This is a genomic window from Luteibacter aegosomatissinici (assembly GCF_023078495.1).
Classification (GTDB): Bacteria; Pseudomonadota; Gammaproteobacteria; order Xanthomonadales; family Rhodanobacteraceae; genus Luteibacter; species Luteibacter aegosomatissinici.
The window spans coordinates 310,918-327,755 of the sequence record NZ_CP095742.1; the positions used below are offsets into that span (position 1 = coordinate 310,918).

Genomic DNA, 16,838 nt, shown 5'->3' on the forward strand with positions numbered 1-16,838 from the left:
GTGCCGTGAGAGCGGCGCAACCCAAGGAACCGACCATGTCCAGCACCACTCTGAACCCGTCCGAGATCAGTGAGCTGATCAAGAGCCGCATCGAGCAGTTCAAGCTCGGTGCCGAGGCACGCAACGAAGGCACCATCATCAGCGTGTCCGACGGCATCGTGCGCATCCACGGCCTGGCCGATGTGATGCAGGGCGAAATGATCGAACTGCCGAACGACACCTACGCCCTCGCGCTCAACCTCGAGCGTGATTCGGTGGGTGCCGTGGTGCTCGGTGAGTACCAGCACCTGCGCGAAGGCGATACCGCCAAGACCACCGGCCGCATCCTCGAAGTGCCGGTTGGCCCGGGCCTGCTCGGCCGCGTCGTCGATGCGCTGGGCAACCCGATCGACGGCAAGGGCCCGATCGATGCCGCTGGCACCTCGCCGATCGAAAAGGTCGCGCCGGGCGTGATCTGGCGCCAGTCGGTCGACCAGCCGATGCAGACCGGTTACAAGTCCATCGATTCGATGATCCCGATCGGCCGTGGCCAGCGCGAGCTGATCATCGGCGACCGCCAGACCGGTAAGACGGCTGTCGCGATCGACGCCATCATCAACCAGAAGCACTCCGGCATTAAGTGCATCTACGTGGCCATCGGCCAGAAGCGCAGCTCCATCGCGAACGTGGTGCGCAAGCTGGAAGAAAACGGCGCGCTGGCCAACACCATCGTCGTCGTGGCTTCGGCGTCCGAAGCGGCTGCCCTGCAGTACGTCGCGCCGTACTCCGGCTGCGCCATGGGCGAGTACTTCCGCGATCGCGGCGAAGACGCACTGATCGTGTACGACGATCTGTCCAAGCAGGCCGTGGCCTACCGCCAGATCTCGCTGCTGCTGAAGCGCCCGCCGGGTCGCGAAGCCTACCCGGGTGACGTGTTCTATCTGCACTCGCGTCTGCTCGAGCGCGCGTCGCGCGTCAGCGCCGAGTACGTCGAGAAGATGACCAACGGCGAGGTGAAGGGCAAGACCGGCTCGCTCACCGCGCTGCCGATCATCGAAACCCAGGCGGGTGACGTTTCCGCATTCGTTCCGACCAACGTGATCTCGATCACCGACGGCCAGATCTTCCTGGAAACCGATCTGTTCAACGCCGGTATCCGTCCGCCTGTGAACGCCGGTATCTCGGTGTCGCGCGTCGGTGGCGCCGCCCAGACCAAGATCATCAAGAAGCTGTCCGGCGGCGTGAAGCTCGCCCTCGCCCAGTACCGTGAGCTGGCGGCGTTCGCGCAGTTCGCTTCCGATCTCGATGCTGCCACCCGCGCCCAGCTCGATCGTGGCCAGCGCGTCACCGAACTGATGAAGCAGCCGCAGTACTCGCCGCTGTCCATCGCCGAGCTCGGCCTGTCGGTGTTCGCTGCCGAGAAGGGCTACCTCGATGACCTCCCGGTCAACAAGGTGCTGGCGTTCGAGAAGGGCCTGCATGCCTTCTTCCACCAGAACAACGCCGAGTTGATGAAGAAGATCGACGCGACCGGCGACTGGGACAAGGACATCGAGGCCACCTTCAAGGCGGGCACCGACGAGTTCAAGAAGACCGGTAGCTGGTAAGGGCGTAAAGCGTAAAGCGTCAATCGTCAGTTGCACGCTGTAATTGACGATTGAGCCGGCCCCGCCGGCGCACGATTCACGATTTACCGTCTTCAGTTTTCACGTTTTACGTAACGGCGAGTACCTATGGCTAGCGGCCGCGAAATCAAAACCAAGATCAAGAGCACGCAGAACATGCGCAAGGTGACGCGTGCGCTCGAAATGGTCTCGGCGTCGAAGATCCGCAAGGCGCAGGACCTGATGAAGGCCTCGCGCCCGTATGCGCGCCTTATGCGCAAGGTCATCGCCCACGTCGCCCAGGCCAGCACCGACTTCACCCACCCGTTCCTGACCGAGCGCGAAAACGTCGCGCGCGTCGCGTTCATCGTGGTGTCGACCGATCGTGGCCTGGCCGGTGGCCTCAACTCGAACCTGTTCCGCCGCATGCTCGTGGCTATCCGCGAGTGGCAGGGGAAGGGCGTCGAGGTCGATATCGTGGCCGTGGGCCAGAAGGCCGTGCAGTTCTTCCGCCGCATCAAGGGCGTGAACCTGATCGGCACCGCCACGCACCTGGGTGAGAAGCCGAAGCTCGAAGACCTGATCGGTGTCATCAAGGTCGTGCTCGATGCTTACAGCGACAACAAGCTCGATCGCGTTTTCCTGGCCTACAACGATTTCGTGAACACGATCGTGCAGAAGCCGGCCATCGAGGCCCTGCTGCCGGTGTCGCTGGTCGCGAAGGAGCTGGAAGACGCCAAGGGCGCTGCCGCCGAGGGCGTGAAGGTCGAGCAGACCCACGACTGGGATTACATCTACGAGCCGGATGCGCGCACGGTGCTGGAGCACCTGATGACGCGTTACATCGAATCGGTGGTGTACCAGGCGGCGCTTGAGAACCTGGCCAGCGAACATGCCGCGCGCATGGTCGCCATGAAGGCCGCGTCCGATAACGCCACCAAGGTCATCGGCGAGCTCACGCTCAGCTACAACAAGGCCCGCCAGGCCGCGATTACCCAGGAAATCTCGGAAATCGTGGGCGGCGCAGCCGCGGTCTGACGAAATAAGCGAAGGCGACGCGACACGCGGCGCTGCTACGAAACACTATTGAAGATTCATCCGGAGCACATTCATGAGCCAGGGTAAAGTTGTCCAGATCATCGGCGCAGTCGTCGACGTCGAATTCCCGCGTGACCAGGTCCCCGAGATCTACGACGCACTGAAGGTCGAAGGCACCGAGATCACGCTTGAAGTGCAGCAGCAGCTCGGCGACGGCATCGTCCGTTGCATCGCCCTCGGTTCCACCGATGGCCTGCGCCGCAACCTCGTCGCCGTGAACACCGGCGAAGGCATCAAGGTGCCGGTCGGCAAGGCCACGCTCGGCCGCATCATGGATGTGCTCGGCAACCCCATCGACGAAGCCGGTCCGATCGGCGAGCAGGAAAAGTGGGTCATCCACCGCGAAGCCCCGTCGTATGACGACCAGGCTGCCGCGAGCGAGCTGCTCGAAACCGGCATCAAGGTCATCGACCTGATGTGCCCGTTCGCCAAGGGCGGCAAGGTCGGCCTGTTCGGCGGCGCCGGCGTCGGCAAGACCGTGAACATGATGGAACTCATCAACAACATCGCGAAGGCGCACTCGGGTCTGTCCGTGTTTGCCGGCGTGGGTGAGCGTACCCGTGAGGGCAACGACTTCTACCACGAGATGAAGGATTCCAACGTTCTCGACAAGGTCGCGATGGTGTACGGCCAGATGAACGAGCCGCCGGGCAACCGCCTGCGCGTCGCGCTCACCGGCCTGACCATGGCTGAGTACTTCCGTGACGAGAAGGACGCGAGCGGCAAGGGCAAGGACGTGCTGCTGTTCGTCGACAACATCTACCGCTACACCCTGGCCGGTACCGAAGTATCCGCGTTGCTCGGCCGTATGCCGTCGGCCGTGGGTTACCAGCCGACCCTGGCTGAGGAAATGGGCGTCCTGCAGGAGCGCATCACCTCGACCAAGACCGGTTCGATCACCTCGATCCAGGCCGTGTACGTGCCCGCGGATGACCTTACCGATCCCTCGCCGGCCACCACCTTCGCGCACCTTGATGCGACCGTGACCCTGAGCCGTAACATTGCCTCGCTGGGTATCTACCCGGCCGTGGATCCGCTCGATTCCTCCAGCCGTCAGCTCGACCCGGCCGTCATCGGCCAGGAACACTACGACACCGCGCGCCGCGTGCAGGTCACCCTGCAGCGCTACAAGGAGCTGAAGGACATCATCGCCATCCTGGGTATGGACGAGCTGTCGCAGGAAGACAAGGAAGCCGTGTCCCGCGCCCGCAAGATCGAGCGCTTCTTCTCGCAGCCGTTCCACGTGGCCGAAGTGTTCACCGGTTCGCCGGGCAAGTACGTTCCGCTGAAGGAAACCATCCGCGGCTTCAAGATGATCGTGGACGGCGATGTGGACCACCTGCCGGAGCAGGCCTTCTACATGGTGGGCGGCATCGACGAAGCCATCAAGAAGGGCGAAGAGATGGGTGCGAAGAAGGCCGCCTAAGGCGACCTTCTTCGTGAAGCGTAAAGCGTAAGTAGTCAGTAACAGCGCGCACCGTGCCTCATTTCGCTCTTACTGACACTTCACTATTCACGCTTCACCAAGACCCTACTCATCGAATCCTTTAGAACGTAACGCCGGAGTCCCCTCATGCCCCACACCATCCGCGTCGACATCGTCAGTGCCGAAGCCGAGATCTTCTCCGGTGAAGCCACGCTCGTGGTCGCCACCGGTGAGCTTGGCGAGCTGGGCATCGCGCCGCGTCATGCGCCGCTCATTACCCGCCTGAAGCCGGGCCATGTGGATGTTGTAGGCACCAACGGTGACCGCCAGCAGTTCTACGTATCCGGTGGCATCCTCGAGGTGCAGCCGCAGGTTGTCACGATCCTCGCCGATACGGCCGCCCGCGCGGCCGACCTGGACGAGGCCGCGGCCCTGAAGGCGAAGGAAGAAGCGGAGGCCGCGCTGGCCAACCGTGGTGAGCAGCTCGACGTGGCCGAGGCCCAGGCCAAGCTGGCCGAAGCCCTTGCGCAGCTCCAGGCGCTGGAGCGCCTGCGCAAGACGCTGAAGCACTAAGCGCCTCGCTAAAGAGCAACCCCATGAAACCCCGCCCCATGGCGGGGTTTTTTGTGGTCCGTCTTCATCCCGTGATGACCTTGCGACGGCCACACTGCCGTATATGCATGTCCGTTATCGCCGCAGCCTTTGGATTCTTCTCGCCCTCGCGATCGCCCTGGTCGCGGCGCGCGTCGCCTTGCCCTTTATCGTCCTCGGGCAGCTCAACGCGCGGCTGGCCCATATGGGCTCGTACGCCGGGCACATCGACGACATCGACATCCACCTGTGGCGGGGGGCGTACTCCATCGATAACCTGCGCATCACCAAGGTCGATGGCAAGCTGCCGGTGCCGTTGTTCGATGCGGAGCGCACTGACATTTCACTCAGCTGGCCCGCACTCACCCGTGGGCACCTGCGCGGTAAGGTCGAGTTCTACGAGCCGACGCTCAACTTCGTCGACGGCAAGGGCGAGGGTGACACACAGACCGGTAAAGGCGTGGATTGGCGCGCACAGCTCCGTGCGATCGTGCCTACGCGCATTGACGAGCTGCACGTGATCAACGGCACCGTGACCTTCCACAACTTCGTCTCGAGTCCCAAGGTGGACCTGAAGATGACCGACGTGAATGGCACGATCACCAATCTGACCAACGTACAGCGTGAGGGTGGCTCGCGCGTGGCCCACATGGACGCTACCGCCCACATCCTTGGCGACGCGCCGTTGCAGACAAAGGCGGAGTTCGATCCGCTGGAGGAGGCTGGCGATTTCCGCTACGAGCTCACCGTCCACAACATCAAGCTGGTGCGCGCGAATGACCTCGTGCGCGCGTACTCGGGCCTCGACTTCGCGGCTGGCGAGGGCGACTTCATCATGGAACTGCAGGCGAAGGACCGGAAGCTGGAGGGCTATGCCAAGCCGCTGTTCCGCGGGCTGAAGATTTTCAGCTGGAAGCAGGATGTGGAGCAGGAAAAGAAGAACCCGCTGAAACTGGCGTATGAGGCCGTGGCGGAGGGCGTCACCAAGGTCTTCAAGAACCAGTCGAAGGACCAGTTCGCGACACGCGTGCCCATATCCGGCACGATCGATAACCGCAGCATGTCGACCAGCCAGGCCATCATCGGCATCCTGCACAACGCGTTTATCGAGGCGTACAAGCCGAACCTGGAGCACCTCACGGCCCGCCCGGACGACGACAGGGACTAAGGCGCGGGCGGCTAGTGCGAACGACGGGGTTGGCACGGTAACCCCAAACGCGCGAAAGTGCCGTCCTGGCAAACTGGCAGGCAAGCCCATGTCCCATCCGCTGCACGTCCTGATCCTCGCCGCCGGCGAGGGCAAACGCATGAAATCCGCCTCGGCCAAGGTGCTGATGCCGCTCGCCGGGAGGCCGCTGCTGGCCCACGTCATCGATGCGGCGCGTGCCCTTGGGCCTGCTGGCGTCCACGTGGTGTACGGCCACAACGGCGACCAGGTGCGCCAGGCCTTTGCGAGCGATAGCGCGCTTGGCTGGATCGAACAGCGTGAGCGCCTCGGTACCGGCCATGCGGTGCGTACCGCGCTGGAGGCCCTGCAGGCGGATGGCAAGCTGGAGGGCCGGGTACTCGTGCTTTACGGCGATGTGCCATTGATCCGCAGCGACGTGCTCTCGGCGCTCGTCTCCGGCGATGCGGGCCTCGCCATGCTCGCCACCCGGCTACCCAACCCCGCCGGATATGGCCGCGTGGTGCTCGATGCCGAAGGCATGGTGCGCCACATCGTGGAGGAGAAGGACGCCAGCGCAGCGCAGCGAGCCATCGATCTGGTCAATACCGGTATCGTGGCCGGCGATGCCGATCGCCTGCTTGCCTGGACCCAGCGGCTGGGCAACAGCAATGCGCAGGGCGAGTACTACCTCACCGACGTCTTTGAAATGGCCTCGGCGGAAGGCACGCCGGCAGCGTGCGTCGACTGCGATCCCGTCGATGCCTCAGGTGCCAATGATCCGTGGCAGCTCGCCGGCCTCGAGGCCATGTACCGCGAACGCATGGCGCGCCAGCTTGCGCTGGCCGGAGTTCGTATCGCCGACCCGGCACGCATCGATATCCGCGGCACGGTCACGGCGGGCAGTGATGTCGAGATCGATGCGAACGTCATCCTCGAAGGCGATGTCGAGCTGGGAAATAACGTTCGTATCGGTCCGTTCACGCGCGTGCGTAACGCCACGCTCGCGGCGGGCACGGTCGTACTCTCGCACTGCGACCTGGATGGCGTGGTGACGCATGGTCCTTGCACGATCGGTCCGTTTGCGCGCCTGCGCCCGGGCACCGACCTCGCTGAAGGCGTACACATCGGTAACTTCGTGGAAACCAAGAACGCAGTGATTGCAGCCGGTTCGAAGGCCAACCACCTTTCGTATCTCGGCGACACGGTGATCGGCAGCAAGGTCAACATTGGCGCAGGCACCATCACCTGCAACTACGACGGCGTGAACAAAAGCCGGACCACCATCGGCGATGGCGTGTTCGTCGGTTCGAACAGCTCGCTGGTCGCACCGGTCACCCTGGGTGATGGTGCGACGATCGGCGCGGGCTCGGTCATCACCAAGGATGCACCGGCGAACGAACTGACACTGGCACGTGCCCGCCAGGCCACCATCGCGGGCTGGCAGCGCCCCACGAAGAAATAAGAACGCGAGCCGCTCCTACCGGTACCGCCATCCATCGATCTCCACCAGCAGCTCCTCACGGCATATATCGCCATGCAGGAGCACCAGTGGTGCGTCCGGCCAGTGCGCGTTGGCGAATGCCCGCACCGCGGCGGCATCGTCGGGATGGCGCACGTACGCCTTGAGCGGCGCGTTGCCATCAAAGCCTTCCGGCAGGCCGCCCTGGGCAAGCAGCGCATCGAGGTTCCGTCGCGTTTCCGCCAGCTGCGCGCCAAGGTCACCCGCATGCGCCGACGCGTGGCCGACGACCGCGGCTGTACCCGAAATGGCAAGTACATCCTCCGCAGGAAGCAGTGTGGCCCGCGCGAAGCTGGGCGGCGTGCGACCGTACTGGCGTGGGTACTGCCACGCGCTCACCTGGCGGGGGTTCTCCACGCGGGTGCCCGCGCGGTCGGTGGCCAACAGGTACACCTGCAGCAGGCCCGGGTCCGCGTGATGGCCGATCGCCGACGCCGCCGGGAAACCCTGCGCGAACACGTCACCCATGCCCTCGATCCGGCCCGTGCAGAACTGCTTGTAGCGTTCGTCATCGCCCGCCCCGGTATTGATCGCCCCGAGGTAGTTCCATATCCGTTGCACGTGCTGCTCGGGCGCCTGGGCGACGAACGCCGAGAGGAGCTTATACGCGTACGTCGCCGCCTCTTCCGGCCCGCCATGGCGATCTTCATGGCACTCGACGGCCACATATAGCCAGCCACCGCCACGCGACCAGCGCAGATCGCCTTCGCGCCCGCAGGACACCTCGCCTTCCACCGTCCATAGCTCGGGCGGCGTAGCGGCCAGCGGCTCAAGCGCCACGCGCAGCCAGCGCGGATCATCCCCGGGTGAAACGGCCTGCGCGCCAAAGCCAAACGCGGCCAGTGTGCCGGGCGGCAGGCTGCCCGTCGGGGGCTCGCGGTAGGTCACCCTCGGTGACGGGCGGGCGGCAAGCGGGGATCGCTCGCGCATGTCGCTGGCTGGGCGCATCGAGGCTTCCATGTAAACGCTGGCGCCCATCATATCCTGCGGGCGGCAGGCGGTCGTGGCTGCGCCTTCACGTGGCTGAACGTACGCTCCACGGAGCACGAAAAGCCCTGTGTTACACTCCGCCGCCGCTGCCATCCGGGGGGAGGCAGGCATGATCCTGGGACCTGGAAACACCATGGCAACGCAGACCGACGCACAAAAAGAACTCGCAGAACTGATCGTCACCAGCCTGAACCTGGAAAGCGTGAAGCCTGCCGACATCGACCCGGAGGCGCCCCTGTTCGGCGGCGACCTGGGCCTGGATTCCATTGATGCCCTGGAGATCGCCCTGGCGGTGTCGAAGCGCTATGGCTTCCAGCTGAAGTCGGACAACCCCGACAACCGCACCATCTTCACCAGCCTGCGCACCCTGTCCGAGCACATCGAACAGCACCGCGCGGCGGCCTGACGGCCCGTTCAGGTCACGCTGATCCGTACCGTGGTTTGCTCACTCGCAAACCCGGTATCCCGATCATGACCGACGCCGCCATGACCCATGCCCAGCCCTTCCGCTTTGCAGCGGATCACCCGAGTTTCGCCGGGCACTTTCCCGGCCGCCCCATCGTGGCCGGTGTCCTGATCCTGGAGCAGGCGGCCCAGGCATTGCACGCCTGGCGCGGCGCCTCGGTGCGGCAGGTGATCGATGCCAAGTTCCTGGCGCCGCTGCTTCCCGGGCAGGATGCTGTGGTGGAGCTCGCCGATGCCGGCGAATGCCGCTATCGCCTGGTGGTGCGTCGCGGTGACGAGATCCTGTTGCGCGGCACGCTGGAGGCAAGCGCATGAGCCACTGGCAACAACGCGAGGGCGGCGGCTTCTTTGCGATATGGCTACTGCGTACCGTAAGCCTTGGCCTGGGGCGTCGCGTCGCGCGGCTCCTGTTGTGGCCCATTGCGTTGTACTTCTTCTTGCGCCGCGCGAACGAACGCGCCGCATCGCGCCTGTATCTTGCCCGGGTGCTCGGCCGCGACGTGACCCACCGGGATGTGTTCCATCACATCCACATGTTCGCTGCCACGCTGCTCGATCGTATGTTCTTCCTCGCCCGCGGCGAGCGCGACTTCCAGGTGGAAGTGGAAGGCCTGCCTGCACTCGACCGCTGGATCGATGCGCGCCGGGGTGTCCTGCTGCTGGGTTCGCACCAGGGTAGTTTCGAAGCGCTCCGCGCCCTGGGCCAGCGGCGGCCGGACGTGCCCTTGCGAGTGGTGCTGGATAAGCAGAAGACACCAGCGCTCACGACCCTGCTTGAGGCACTTGCACCCGAGGTGGGTGCCGCTGTGATCGATGCGTCATTGGGTGGCACATCCGTCGCTCTTGCGATGGCTGAAGGTGCCGCCGAAGGTGGCATGGTGGCGTTGCTCGCCGATCGCGGACATCGGCTGGAAGCCTCGCGCACGGTGCCGTTCATCGGTACGCCGGCGTCCTTTCCGGTGGGGCCATGGTTGCTTGCGTCCGCGCTGAAGATTCCCGTCGTGCTGTGCTTCGGTATTTACCTGGGTGGCAACCGGTACCGGCTGATTTTCGAGGCGTTCTCGGATGGCATCGACATCGCCCGCGCGAATCGGGCGGAAGCCCTCGATGCAATCGTCGGCCGCTACGCGGCACGCATCGAGCACTACTGCCGCGTCTATCCATTCAACTGGTTCAACTTCTACGATTTCTGGCAGGAAATGGACGGCGCGCATGCGCAAGCGGCTGCGACGCCACCGGTGCAGCATGCTGATGCCTGACGGCTTGCCCACCCCTATCCTGGCGAAGGACGAGTTCGTCGCCCTCGTGCCGCATGCGGGTGACATGTGCCTGCTCGATGGCGTCGTGGCCTTCGACGAAACGACGATCCACGCCATCAGCACGTCGCATGTTGCGCCCGGGCATCCCCTGCGAGGGAACGCGGGCCTCCACGCGGTACACCTGGCCGAGTACGGTGCACAGGCCACGGCGGTGCACGGTGCCCTGCGCGCCAAGGCCAACGGCGCCACCCAGCCACGCCCGGGCATGCTTGTCAGCCTGCGAGGCGTGAAGCTGGCCGTTGAACGGATCGACCACCTGGCTGGCCGTCTCGACGTGTTCGCCGAATGCCTCATGGCTGACGACTCAGGCGCGCAGTACACCTTTCGTATCGAGCATGATGGCCGGGAAATCGCCAGCGGCCGCGCTGCGGTGATCCACCCGGCCTGACCTGTCAGGCCACGAGATCGAACAGGCGGGTGCGCTCGCCGTCAATGTCGATCAGCGCTTCGCTCCCTTCGCGAAGGGATGGATGATCGGCGGCTGCACGTTCGACGATGCTGGCGGCGAGCAGGCGCATCATGTTCACGTTATTGGCCAGGCGTTCGGCCAGGGTGTCGTCATCCAGCACGTCATGAAGGGTGCGGTTCATGTCAGCAAACCAGGTCAGGTCGCGCTGATCGAGCATCACCTTGCGGTTACGCTTTTCCGATACGGCATGCCAGCGTTGGAAAAAGGCCTGGACCTGCGTATTCAGTTCAGCGCCAGCGAGCAGTTCCGGCCCCATGCGCGCGATGAAGGCCGCATCGCCCAACCGTTTCTGGAACACGATCTGGCACAGCACGCCCCAGTAATACGCGTAGTCCCAGATGACCTTGATCGGCAAGACCTCGGGGTCATCGAACAGGTTGTACTGGCCGCGATACATCCGCAGCGTTCCCTCGTAGAACGAAAAGAACAGGCGTTCAAACAAGCGTGCATGCGGTGCCAGCATCTCGCCACGGCGGTCCATGCCCACCAGTAGCGTGATGTAGGTGTTCGAGATGCTGATGAAGTCGCTGCCAGGCGAATAGAACGGATCCAGGAATGCTCCCGCCTCGCCGGTCAGGGCCCAGCGGTCCGACGAAAACATGCGGGCGCAGCCGTACGAGAAGTGACGGAAAAATGCGAAGTCCAGCAATTTGTCCTTTCGCGCTTCCACCTGGCGCGCAAGCACCGGCTGATGCTTCCACAGCCAGGCAAGTGCCTTATCGAAGGTGTTCATCGTATCGAGCGGGTGCGTGGTCGCATCAGCCACGATGCCTACCGAGTGCGCACCGGAGGCCAGCGGAATGAGCCACGCCCAGTACCCGGGGCCGACCAGATGGTTTGTCGATCGCCAGCGTTCCGGCGGGTGGCAGCGATCCTTCCACTCGGCATCGTCACACCACTGGTCGATCTCCAGCCGGTCATCGACACGAAACCACACGGCGTTCGCATGGTGGCCGTTATCGCGGGTGAGGTCGAGCTTGCGGCGGACCAGGCCGGCGCGGCCGCTCGCATCCAGCAGCCAGCGTGCGCTCAGTTCGGCCTCGCCGGCCTCGCTGCGAATGCGCACGGTATGCGCTGCTTCGCCACTGCCGATGTCGAAGCCACGGACGGTCACGCCTTCACGGAAATCGATGCCACGGCGCAGTGCTTCCTCGCCAAGGAAGTTTTCCAGGATGCCGCGATCGATCTGGTAACTCGGCGTCGGCAGCACGGCGCTCACACCCAGCTCGGTGACATCTGCCAGGTCGTCGCGCCCATCGGAGAAGAAGAAGCGAAAGCCGAACTTGCGGATCTGTTCGGCTTCAAGGTGGCCGAGCAGGCCGAGCGTATCCGCGAAGTAGTGCGCCGCGATTTCGACCGTCGATTCGCCGACCTTGAAGGCTGCTTCGGGCAGCGGCCTTGTGTGCCGCTCAAGGACGACGATATCCATGTCGGGGTATTCGCCTTTCAGCTGCATCGCAAGCGTGAGGCCGGCAAGGCCCCCACCCATGATGATGGCATCGTGTGGCTTGTGCTCCATGCCTTGCACCCCTTCGCTCGTGATCGCTAATGCGTGGCGCCCGTGCGTGTTTCGCCCCCGATGATCGTGGGCGTCGCACGCGAGCGGCGGTAACTGTCGACGATGTGGCCGTAATGGATCACGCGGCCAATGGTGTACGTGGTGATGCGCGTCACATCGCGCACCGGGTTGAAGTGGCTGATGCGGAACTGGCCCTGGTAGCGCGACGCAATGGGCACGGAGACCACGCCCATACCGCGCTCGCGGCACGCCGTAATCAATACGGCCGCCTCGAACACGAAGTCATCGGCGGGGAGTTCGACCAGGTCCAGCGCCGTGCGCGGATAGAAGCGCTGGCCGCTCTGCGTATCGGCAATGGGCCGTCCGCACGCCCAGGAAATGCCCCAATCCGCCACGGCATTCGCGCGACGACGGCCACGCGGTTGTTGCTCACGCTCAAGCAGGCGCGCGCCGATCACGATGGCGCCTGGATGTTGCTGGCTGGCTTCCAGCATGGCCGGGATATCGCTCGCCAGGTGCTGGCCATCGCCATCCATCGTGATCACGCCATCGAAGCCATGGCGAAGGGCCTCGCGAAAGCCTGTGCGCAATGCCTCGCCCTTGCCGCGCCGCACGTCATGGCGCAGTAGGGTGACCGCCAGTGCGCCGGCAATGTCCGGCGTGCGATCGTCCGATCCGTCATCGACCACGATGACCGGCATGCCGAGTTGCAACGCGTCCCTGATGACACCTTCGATCGCCTGCTCCTCGTTGAGGCAGGGGATCAGCACACAGAAACGGTTGCCGGCGGCGTTCATGGAGCAGCGCCCAGATCGATATGCAGGTCGAGCCCACGTGCCGCCGCGACGCGCAACGCAGCGGGCCGTGCTGCGGCGATCGCACGGAAGAGCGGGACCGCGGCGGCCGACGGGTTGCTCGCGGCCACGCCATCCATCCACGCATCGCCACTGGGCTCGCGGCCGCTGTTGCCCGGTTCCGGCGTGATATCCAGGCGGATCGCAGCACCATCCGGGCGCGGCGACAGCACCAGCGCCGATGCGAAGGGGCCGGTGGTACTGGTCATGCTCCCGAGCGGGCCGGTGCCTGCGATGTCGTAGCTGGCGAGCAGCACGTCGCGATCATCGGCGATCGCCTGGCTGGCGGCTTCCAGCAGGCCGGCCCCGAAGCTCTCTTCACCGCCGGAGACGGCGCTCGATGCCGCGTGGCAATGCGTCGCGATGGTCCAGTAGCCGGCTGGCGCGTTATGCACGGAGTTATGGAACTTGGTCGGCGACAGTTCCGCAGGTGCCGTGGCGAGCGTCGCGCACATGTAGTCGGTGATGACCTGGTCGCCGTGCGCGGAAGCGAACACGCAGGGCAACGTGGCAGCACTGTGCCCGCTCATGGCCACGGCCTGCCCGGCGGCTGCCGCCGCGAGCAGTACGCTCTCGGGTGCGCGCCGGCGTTCGTTCGCGGGCAGCACATCGGCCAGCGGACGTTCGGCCTCGCCTGGTGTCGCTTCGGCCGTCGCCACTTCACGGAAGGCGTGCCAAGTCGGCGTGCCCGGTGCCCAGAGGCCGATGCCCTTCACCCATACCGTCAGCGCTTCGCTCATGCGACCACTCCGCGCCGTGCGAAGGCAAGGCAGGCGTTGTTTCCGCCAAAGCCGAATGAATTGCTGAGGGCGATGCGCACATCGGCACGTTCGGCGTGCCATGCCATCTGCGGCCCGCACAGGGGATCCGGCGTGGTGGCGCCCAGGTTGGCCGGGATCACGCCATCGCGCATGGCGAGCAACGTGAGCACGGCTTCAAGGATGCCTGCCGCGCCCAGCGTGTGGCCGGAGAAGCCCTTCGTCGAACTGGCCCGGGTCGTGGCGGGGAAGCTGCGCGCCACGAGCGCGGCTTCCACCTCATCGTTCTTCTGGCTCGCGGTACCGTGCAGGTTGATGTAATCGACATCACCAGCCTCGATACCGGCGCGGGCGAGCGCATCGCGCAGGGCGAGTTCGGCTCCAAGGCCTTCCGGGTGCGGCGTGGACATGTGATGGGCGTCGCTGGCTTCGCCGTAGCCGATGAAAAGCGGTGCGTCGGCGTTCTCCGCGGCACGCTCGATCAGCGCGAACCCGCCAGCCTCGCCCAGCGATATGCCATTGCGTTCCGCATCGAACGGGCGGCACGGGGCGGCCGATACCAGTTCCAGGGAGTTGAATCCGAACAGCACGCTATCGCAGAGCGTATCGACACCACCGACCACGGCGGCATCCACGAGGCCGAGACGGATCATGCGTTCGGCATTGGCGAATACCTTGGCGCTGGACGAGCACGCCGTCGCGACCGTGAGGCACGGGCCCTCCAGGTCGAACACGTGGGCGACGAACCCTGCCAGCGAGTGCGGCGTGTGAATGGCAGGGCGGTGCAGGTCGGCAGGCATCGCGCCATGTTCAAGGCGGCGGTAACCCTCCTCGGTGGCGCCGATACTCGCGGTTGACGTGCCGAGCAGCACGGCCACGCGCGAGGCGCCATAGCGGGCCCGGGCGGCGTGCACCGCATCGCTGAAACCATCCTGGCGCAGGGCGAGCCACGCCAGCCGGTTGTTCCGGCATTCCCACTGGGCGTGCTCGCGTGGCAGCGGTTCGTCTTCGACGCCGGCGACGCGGCCGATCCAGCAGGGCAGCGGCGCCGTGGAAAAATCGTTGGGGCTAAGGCCGCCTGTGGAGGAGGCGATGGCGTTTGCGTGGGCATCCAGGCCGCGACCCAGCGCGGAGGTGGCGGTGAACGCGGTGATGGCTAACGGAGGCATGGGATGAGGCATGCGGCGAGCCTATCCTTTTTGCGTCGTAGCGTCGCGTGAACGACGTTCTGTGATTCAGGCGATTGCGCGGTTACCTGCGATCCGCAAGACTGGCGCCCCCCGAGTAAGCCAGCCACGCCATGACCGGGATCACCCAACCGATGCGTCGCGGCCCATGGCGATACCTGGGTGACGGCGACATCCTCGTCGCCGCTGCCGTCACGCTCGTGGCGCTGGTGGGGAGCCTCGGCCTCCTGTATGTCGCGCATCTGGTACGCGTATGGCGCGTGGCGACCCGCAGCCCGCTGCAGGCCGGCGCACCACGCACCTTGCTGGTGTTTGGGCGAAAGCTGGTCGATGGGCAGCCGGAAGCCGATTTCGTCGGACGGCTGGACCGGGCGCGGGCCAACGCGTTCGATGGGTTTGCGCCGCAGGTGTTGCTGCTGGGCGGCCGTAGCGATGACGGCGGTGTCAGTGAGGCAGAAGCGGGCCAGCATTGGCTGCAGGTTGCGGGCTGGCCTGCCAGCGTGCCCTTGCTGCTCGAGCAGGAGTCCGTGGATTCGCTGGAAAACCTTCGCCATGCCCGCGATATCCTCCGCCGCGAGGGCCACGCGCCTTCCGTCGCATTGGTCACCAGCCGCTACCACCTTGCCCGGTGCCTTTACCTCGCGCGGCGGCTGGCCTTCGACGCGATCCCCGTGGCGGCCGAGGCATCGTTTCCCGGCGGCTACCGCTACATGCGCCGGATGGCGTTGGAGGCCGGGTACCTCATGTGGATCGATACGGGGTTCCGCTGGGCGAGGCTTACGGGCAACCAGCGCGTCGTAGCACGCCTCTCCTGACCGTCAGCGCCACGCGGCCCCGTGCCGCAGCAGCCCCGGTGGGCGGCCTTGGTAAGCTTGCGCCAACTCCAAGAAGGGTTTCGCGCCACCATGTCCAGACAAGCCGATATCGCCGAATCGTTCCTGCGCGGGCTCCAGGACCGCATCTGCACCGCGCTGGAGCAGGCCGATGGCGAGGCGCGTTTTGAAGAGGATGCGTGGACCCGCCCCGCGGGTGGCGGCGGCCGCACGCGCGTGCTGCGCGAGGGCGCGGTGTTCGAGCAGGCCGGTGTGAATTTCTCGCGGGTGGCAGGTTCGCCCCTGCCACCCAGCGCGACGGCCCATCGCCCCGACCTGGTGGGTGGCAGCTTCATCGCCACCGGTGTCTCGCTGGTGATCCATCCCCGCAACCCGTATATCCCCACCACGCACGCCAACGTGCGCTACTTCGAGGCATCGCGCGATGGCGCGGAACCGGTGTGGTGGTTTGGCGGCGGCTTCGACCTGACCCCGTATTACCCGTTCGACGAGGATGTGCGTCACTGGCACACCGTGGCCAGAGACCTGTGTGCGCCCTATGGCGATGACGTTTACGACCGCTACAAGAAGTGGTGCGACGAATACTTCTACCTGAAACACCGCGGTGAAACGCGCGGCGTGGGCGGCCTGTTCTACGACGACGTGAACGAGGGCGGGTTCGATCGCTGCATGGATTTCACCCGCGATGTCGGCCAGGGCTTCCTCGATGCGTTCCTGCCGATCGTCGAGCGGCGCAAGGACACGCCCTACGGCGAGCGCGAGCGTGAGTTCCAGCTCTACCGCCGTGGCCGCTACGTTGAGTTCAACCTGGTTTACGACCGCGGCACGCTGTTCGGCCTGCAATCGGGCGGCCGGACGGAATCGATCCTGATGAGCCTGCCGCCGCGCGTGCGCTTTGAGTACGCGTACAGCCCCGAACCGGAAAGTGCCGAGGCGAAGCTGTACGAATTCCTCAAGCCGCGAGACTGGCTGTAGGAGCGCGCTTGCGCGCGATGGGAGCTTGCCGCGTCCCCGCCCTGTTGGCTTTTCGCGCCCAAGCGCGCTCCTACCTGGCCTTGG

Annotated in this window: 17 protein-coding genes; 12 read left to right on the plus strand and 5 right to left on the minus strand. The window is 65.2% G+C overall.

Features of this window, described 5'->3' with window-relative positions:
* The first annotated feature begins 35 nt into the window (after positions 1–35).
* From atpA to glmU, 6 genes are all read left to right on the plus strand, one after another.
* Complete coding sequence (gene atpA, locus L2Y97_RS01425) at positions 36–1,586, plus strand: F0F1 ATP synthase subunit alpha (RefSeq protein WP_247432017.1); 1,551 nt, start codon at positions 36–38, stop codon at positions 1,584–1,586.
* Between the two features lie 126 nt (positions 1,587–1,712).
* Positions 1,713–2,621 carry a F0F1 ATP synthase subunit gamma gene (gene atpG / locus L2Y97_RS01430; protein ID WP_247432020.1) on the plus strand — a complete coding sequence of 303 codons (909 nt, stop codon included), beginning with the start codon at positions 1,713–1,715 and terminating at the stop codon, positions 2,619–2,621.
* A 73-nt stretch (positions 2,622–2,694) separates the two neighbouring features.
* Positions 2,695–4,107: a F0F1 ATP synthase subunit beta gene (atpD, locus tag L2Y97_RS01435; RefSeq protein WP_247432023.1), complete on the plus strand. Its 1,413-nt coding sequence runs from the start codon at positions 2,695–2,697 to the stop codon at positions 4,105–4,107.
* Between the two features lie 147 nt (positions 4,108–4,254).
* Entirely contained in the window at positions 4,255–4,680 is a 426-nt protein-coding gene (locus L2Y97_RS01440) for a F0F1 ATP synthase subunit epsilon (protein ID WP_247432026.1), read from the plus strand.
* 103 nt (positions 4,681–4,783) lie between these two features.
* The gene (locus L2Y97_RS01445; protein WP_247432029.1) at positions 4,784–5,866 is read left to right on the plus strand and encodes a DUF748 domain-containing protein; all 1,083 of its coding nucleotides are present in this window, start codon (positions 4,784–4,786) and stop codon (positions 5,864–5,866) included.
* A gap of 88 nt (positions 5,867–5,954) precedes the next feature.
* Complete coding sequence (glmU, locus tag L2Y97_RS01450) at positions 5,955–7,328, plus strand: bifunctional UDP-N-acetylglucosamine diphosphorylase/glucosamine-1-phosphate N-acetyltransferase GlmU (RefSeq protein WP_247432031.1); 1,374 nt, start codon at positions 5,955–5,957, stop codon at positions 7,326–7,328.
* Between the two features lie 15 nt (positions 7,329–7,343).
* Here the strand turns inward: glmU and L2Y97_RS01455 are convergent, their stop codons facing one another.
* A complete protein-coding gene (locus L2Y97_RS01455) occupies positions 7,344–8,333 on the minus strand; it encodes a chorismate transformation FkbO/Hyg5 family protein (protein ID WP_247432034.1) in 990 nt (329 codons plus the stop codon).
* 175 nt (positions 8,334–8,508) lie between these two features.
* On the opposite strand from L2Y97_RS01455, the gene L2Y97_RS01460 reads away from it, so the two are divergent.
* The 4 genes from L2Y97_RS01460 to L2Y97_RS01475 all read left to right on the plus strand — a co-directional run bounded on the left by L2Y97_RS01460 (position 8,509) and on the right by L2Y97_RS01475 (position 10,547).
* Positions 8,509–8,781 (plus strand): phosphopantetheine-binding protein, encoded by a 273-nt coding sequence (locus L2Y97_RS01460; protein ID WP_247432037.1) that lies wholly within the window; start codon positions 8,509–8,511, stop codon positions 8,779–8,781.
* Positions 8,782–8,846: 65 nt separating this feature from the next.
* On the plus strand, positions 8,847–9,155 hold the full coding sequence (locus L2Y97_RS01465; protein WP_247432040.1) for an ApeI family dehydratase: 309 nt from the start codon (positions 8,847–8,849) through the stop codon (positions 9,153–9,155).
* Complete coding sequence (locus tag L2Y97_RS01470) at positions 9,152–10,099, plus strand: lysophospholipid acyltransferase family protein (RefSeq protein ID WP_247432043.1); 948 nt, start codon at positions 9,152–9,154, stop codon at positions 10,097–10,099. Before L2Y97_RS01465 ends, L2Y97_RS01470 begins: the two co-directional genes overlap by 4 nt.
* Positions 10,086–10,547 carry a hotdog family protein gene (locus tag L2Y97_RS01475; protein ID WP_425492808.1) on the plus strand — a complete coding sequence of 154 codons (462 nt, stop codon included), beginning with the start codon at positions 10,086–10,088 and terminating at the stop codon, positions 10,545–10,547. The genes L2Y97_RS01470 and L2Y97_RS01475 overlap by 14 nt, the downstream gene beginning before the upstream one ends.
* 4 nt (positions 10,548–10,551) lie before the next feature.
* On the opposite strand, the gene L2Y97_RS01480 is transcribed toward L2Y97_RS01475, so the two are convergent.
* From L2Y97_RS01480 to L2Y97_RS01495, 4 genes are read right to left on the minus strand one after another with little or no spacing between them, the layout of a single operon-like run.
* Positions 10,552–12,147, minus strand: a complete 1,596-nt coding sequence (locus tag L2Y97_RS01480; RefSeq protein ID WP_247432045.1) for an NAD(P)/FAD-dependent oxidoreductase — start codon at positions 12,145–12,147, stop codon at positions 10,552–10,554.
* 26 nt (positions 12,148–12,173) lie between these two features.
* A complete protein-coding gene (locus L2Y97_RS01485; RefSeq protein ID WP_247432048.1) occupies positions 12,174–12,944 on the minus strand; it encodes a glycosyltransferase family 2 protein in 771 nt (256 codons plus the stop codon).
* Positions 12,941–13,741: a beta-ketoacyl synthase chain length factor gene (locus tag L2Y97_RS01490; RefSeq protein WP_247432051.1), complete on the minus strand. Its 801-nt coding sequence runs from the start codon at positions 13,739–13,741 to the stop codon at positions 12,941–12,943. The genes L2Y97_RS01485 and L2Y97_RS01490 overlap by 4 nt, the downstream gene beginning before the upstream one ends.
* Entirely contained in the window at positions 13,738–14,928 is a 1,191-nt protein-coding gene (locus L2Y97_RS01495) for a beta-ketoacyl-[acyl-carrier-protein] synthase family protein (RefSeq protein WP_247432054.1), read from the minus strand. Before L2Y97_RS01495 ends, L2Y97_RS01490 begins: the two co-directional genes overlap by 4 nt.
* Before the next feature lie 131 nt (positions 14,929–15,059).
* Between L2Y97_RS01495 and L2Y97_RS01500 the strand changes: the two genes are divergently transcribed.
* Positions 15,060–15,761, plus strand: a complete 702-nt coding sequence (locus tag L2Y97_RS01500; protein ID WP_247432057.1) for a YdcF family protein — start codon at positions 15,060–15,062, stop codon at positions 15,759–15,761.
* A gap of 90 nt (positions 15,762–15,851) precedes the next feature.
* The gene (hemF, locus tag L2Y97_RS01505; protein ID WP_247432060.1) at positions 15,852–16,754 is read left to right on the plus strand and encodes an oxygen-dependent coproporphyrinogen oxidase; all 903 of its coding nucleotides are present in this window, start codon (positions 15,852–15,854) and stop codon (positions 16,752–16,754) included.
* The last annotated feature ends 84 nt before the right edge of the window (positions 16,755–16,838 follow it).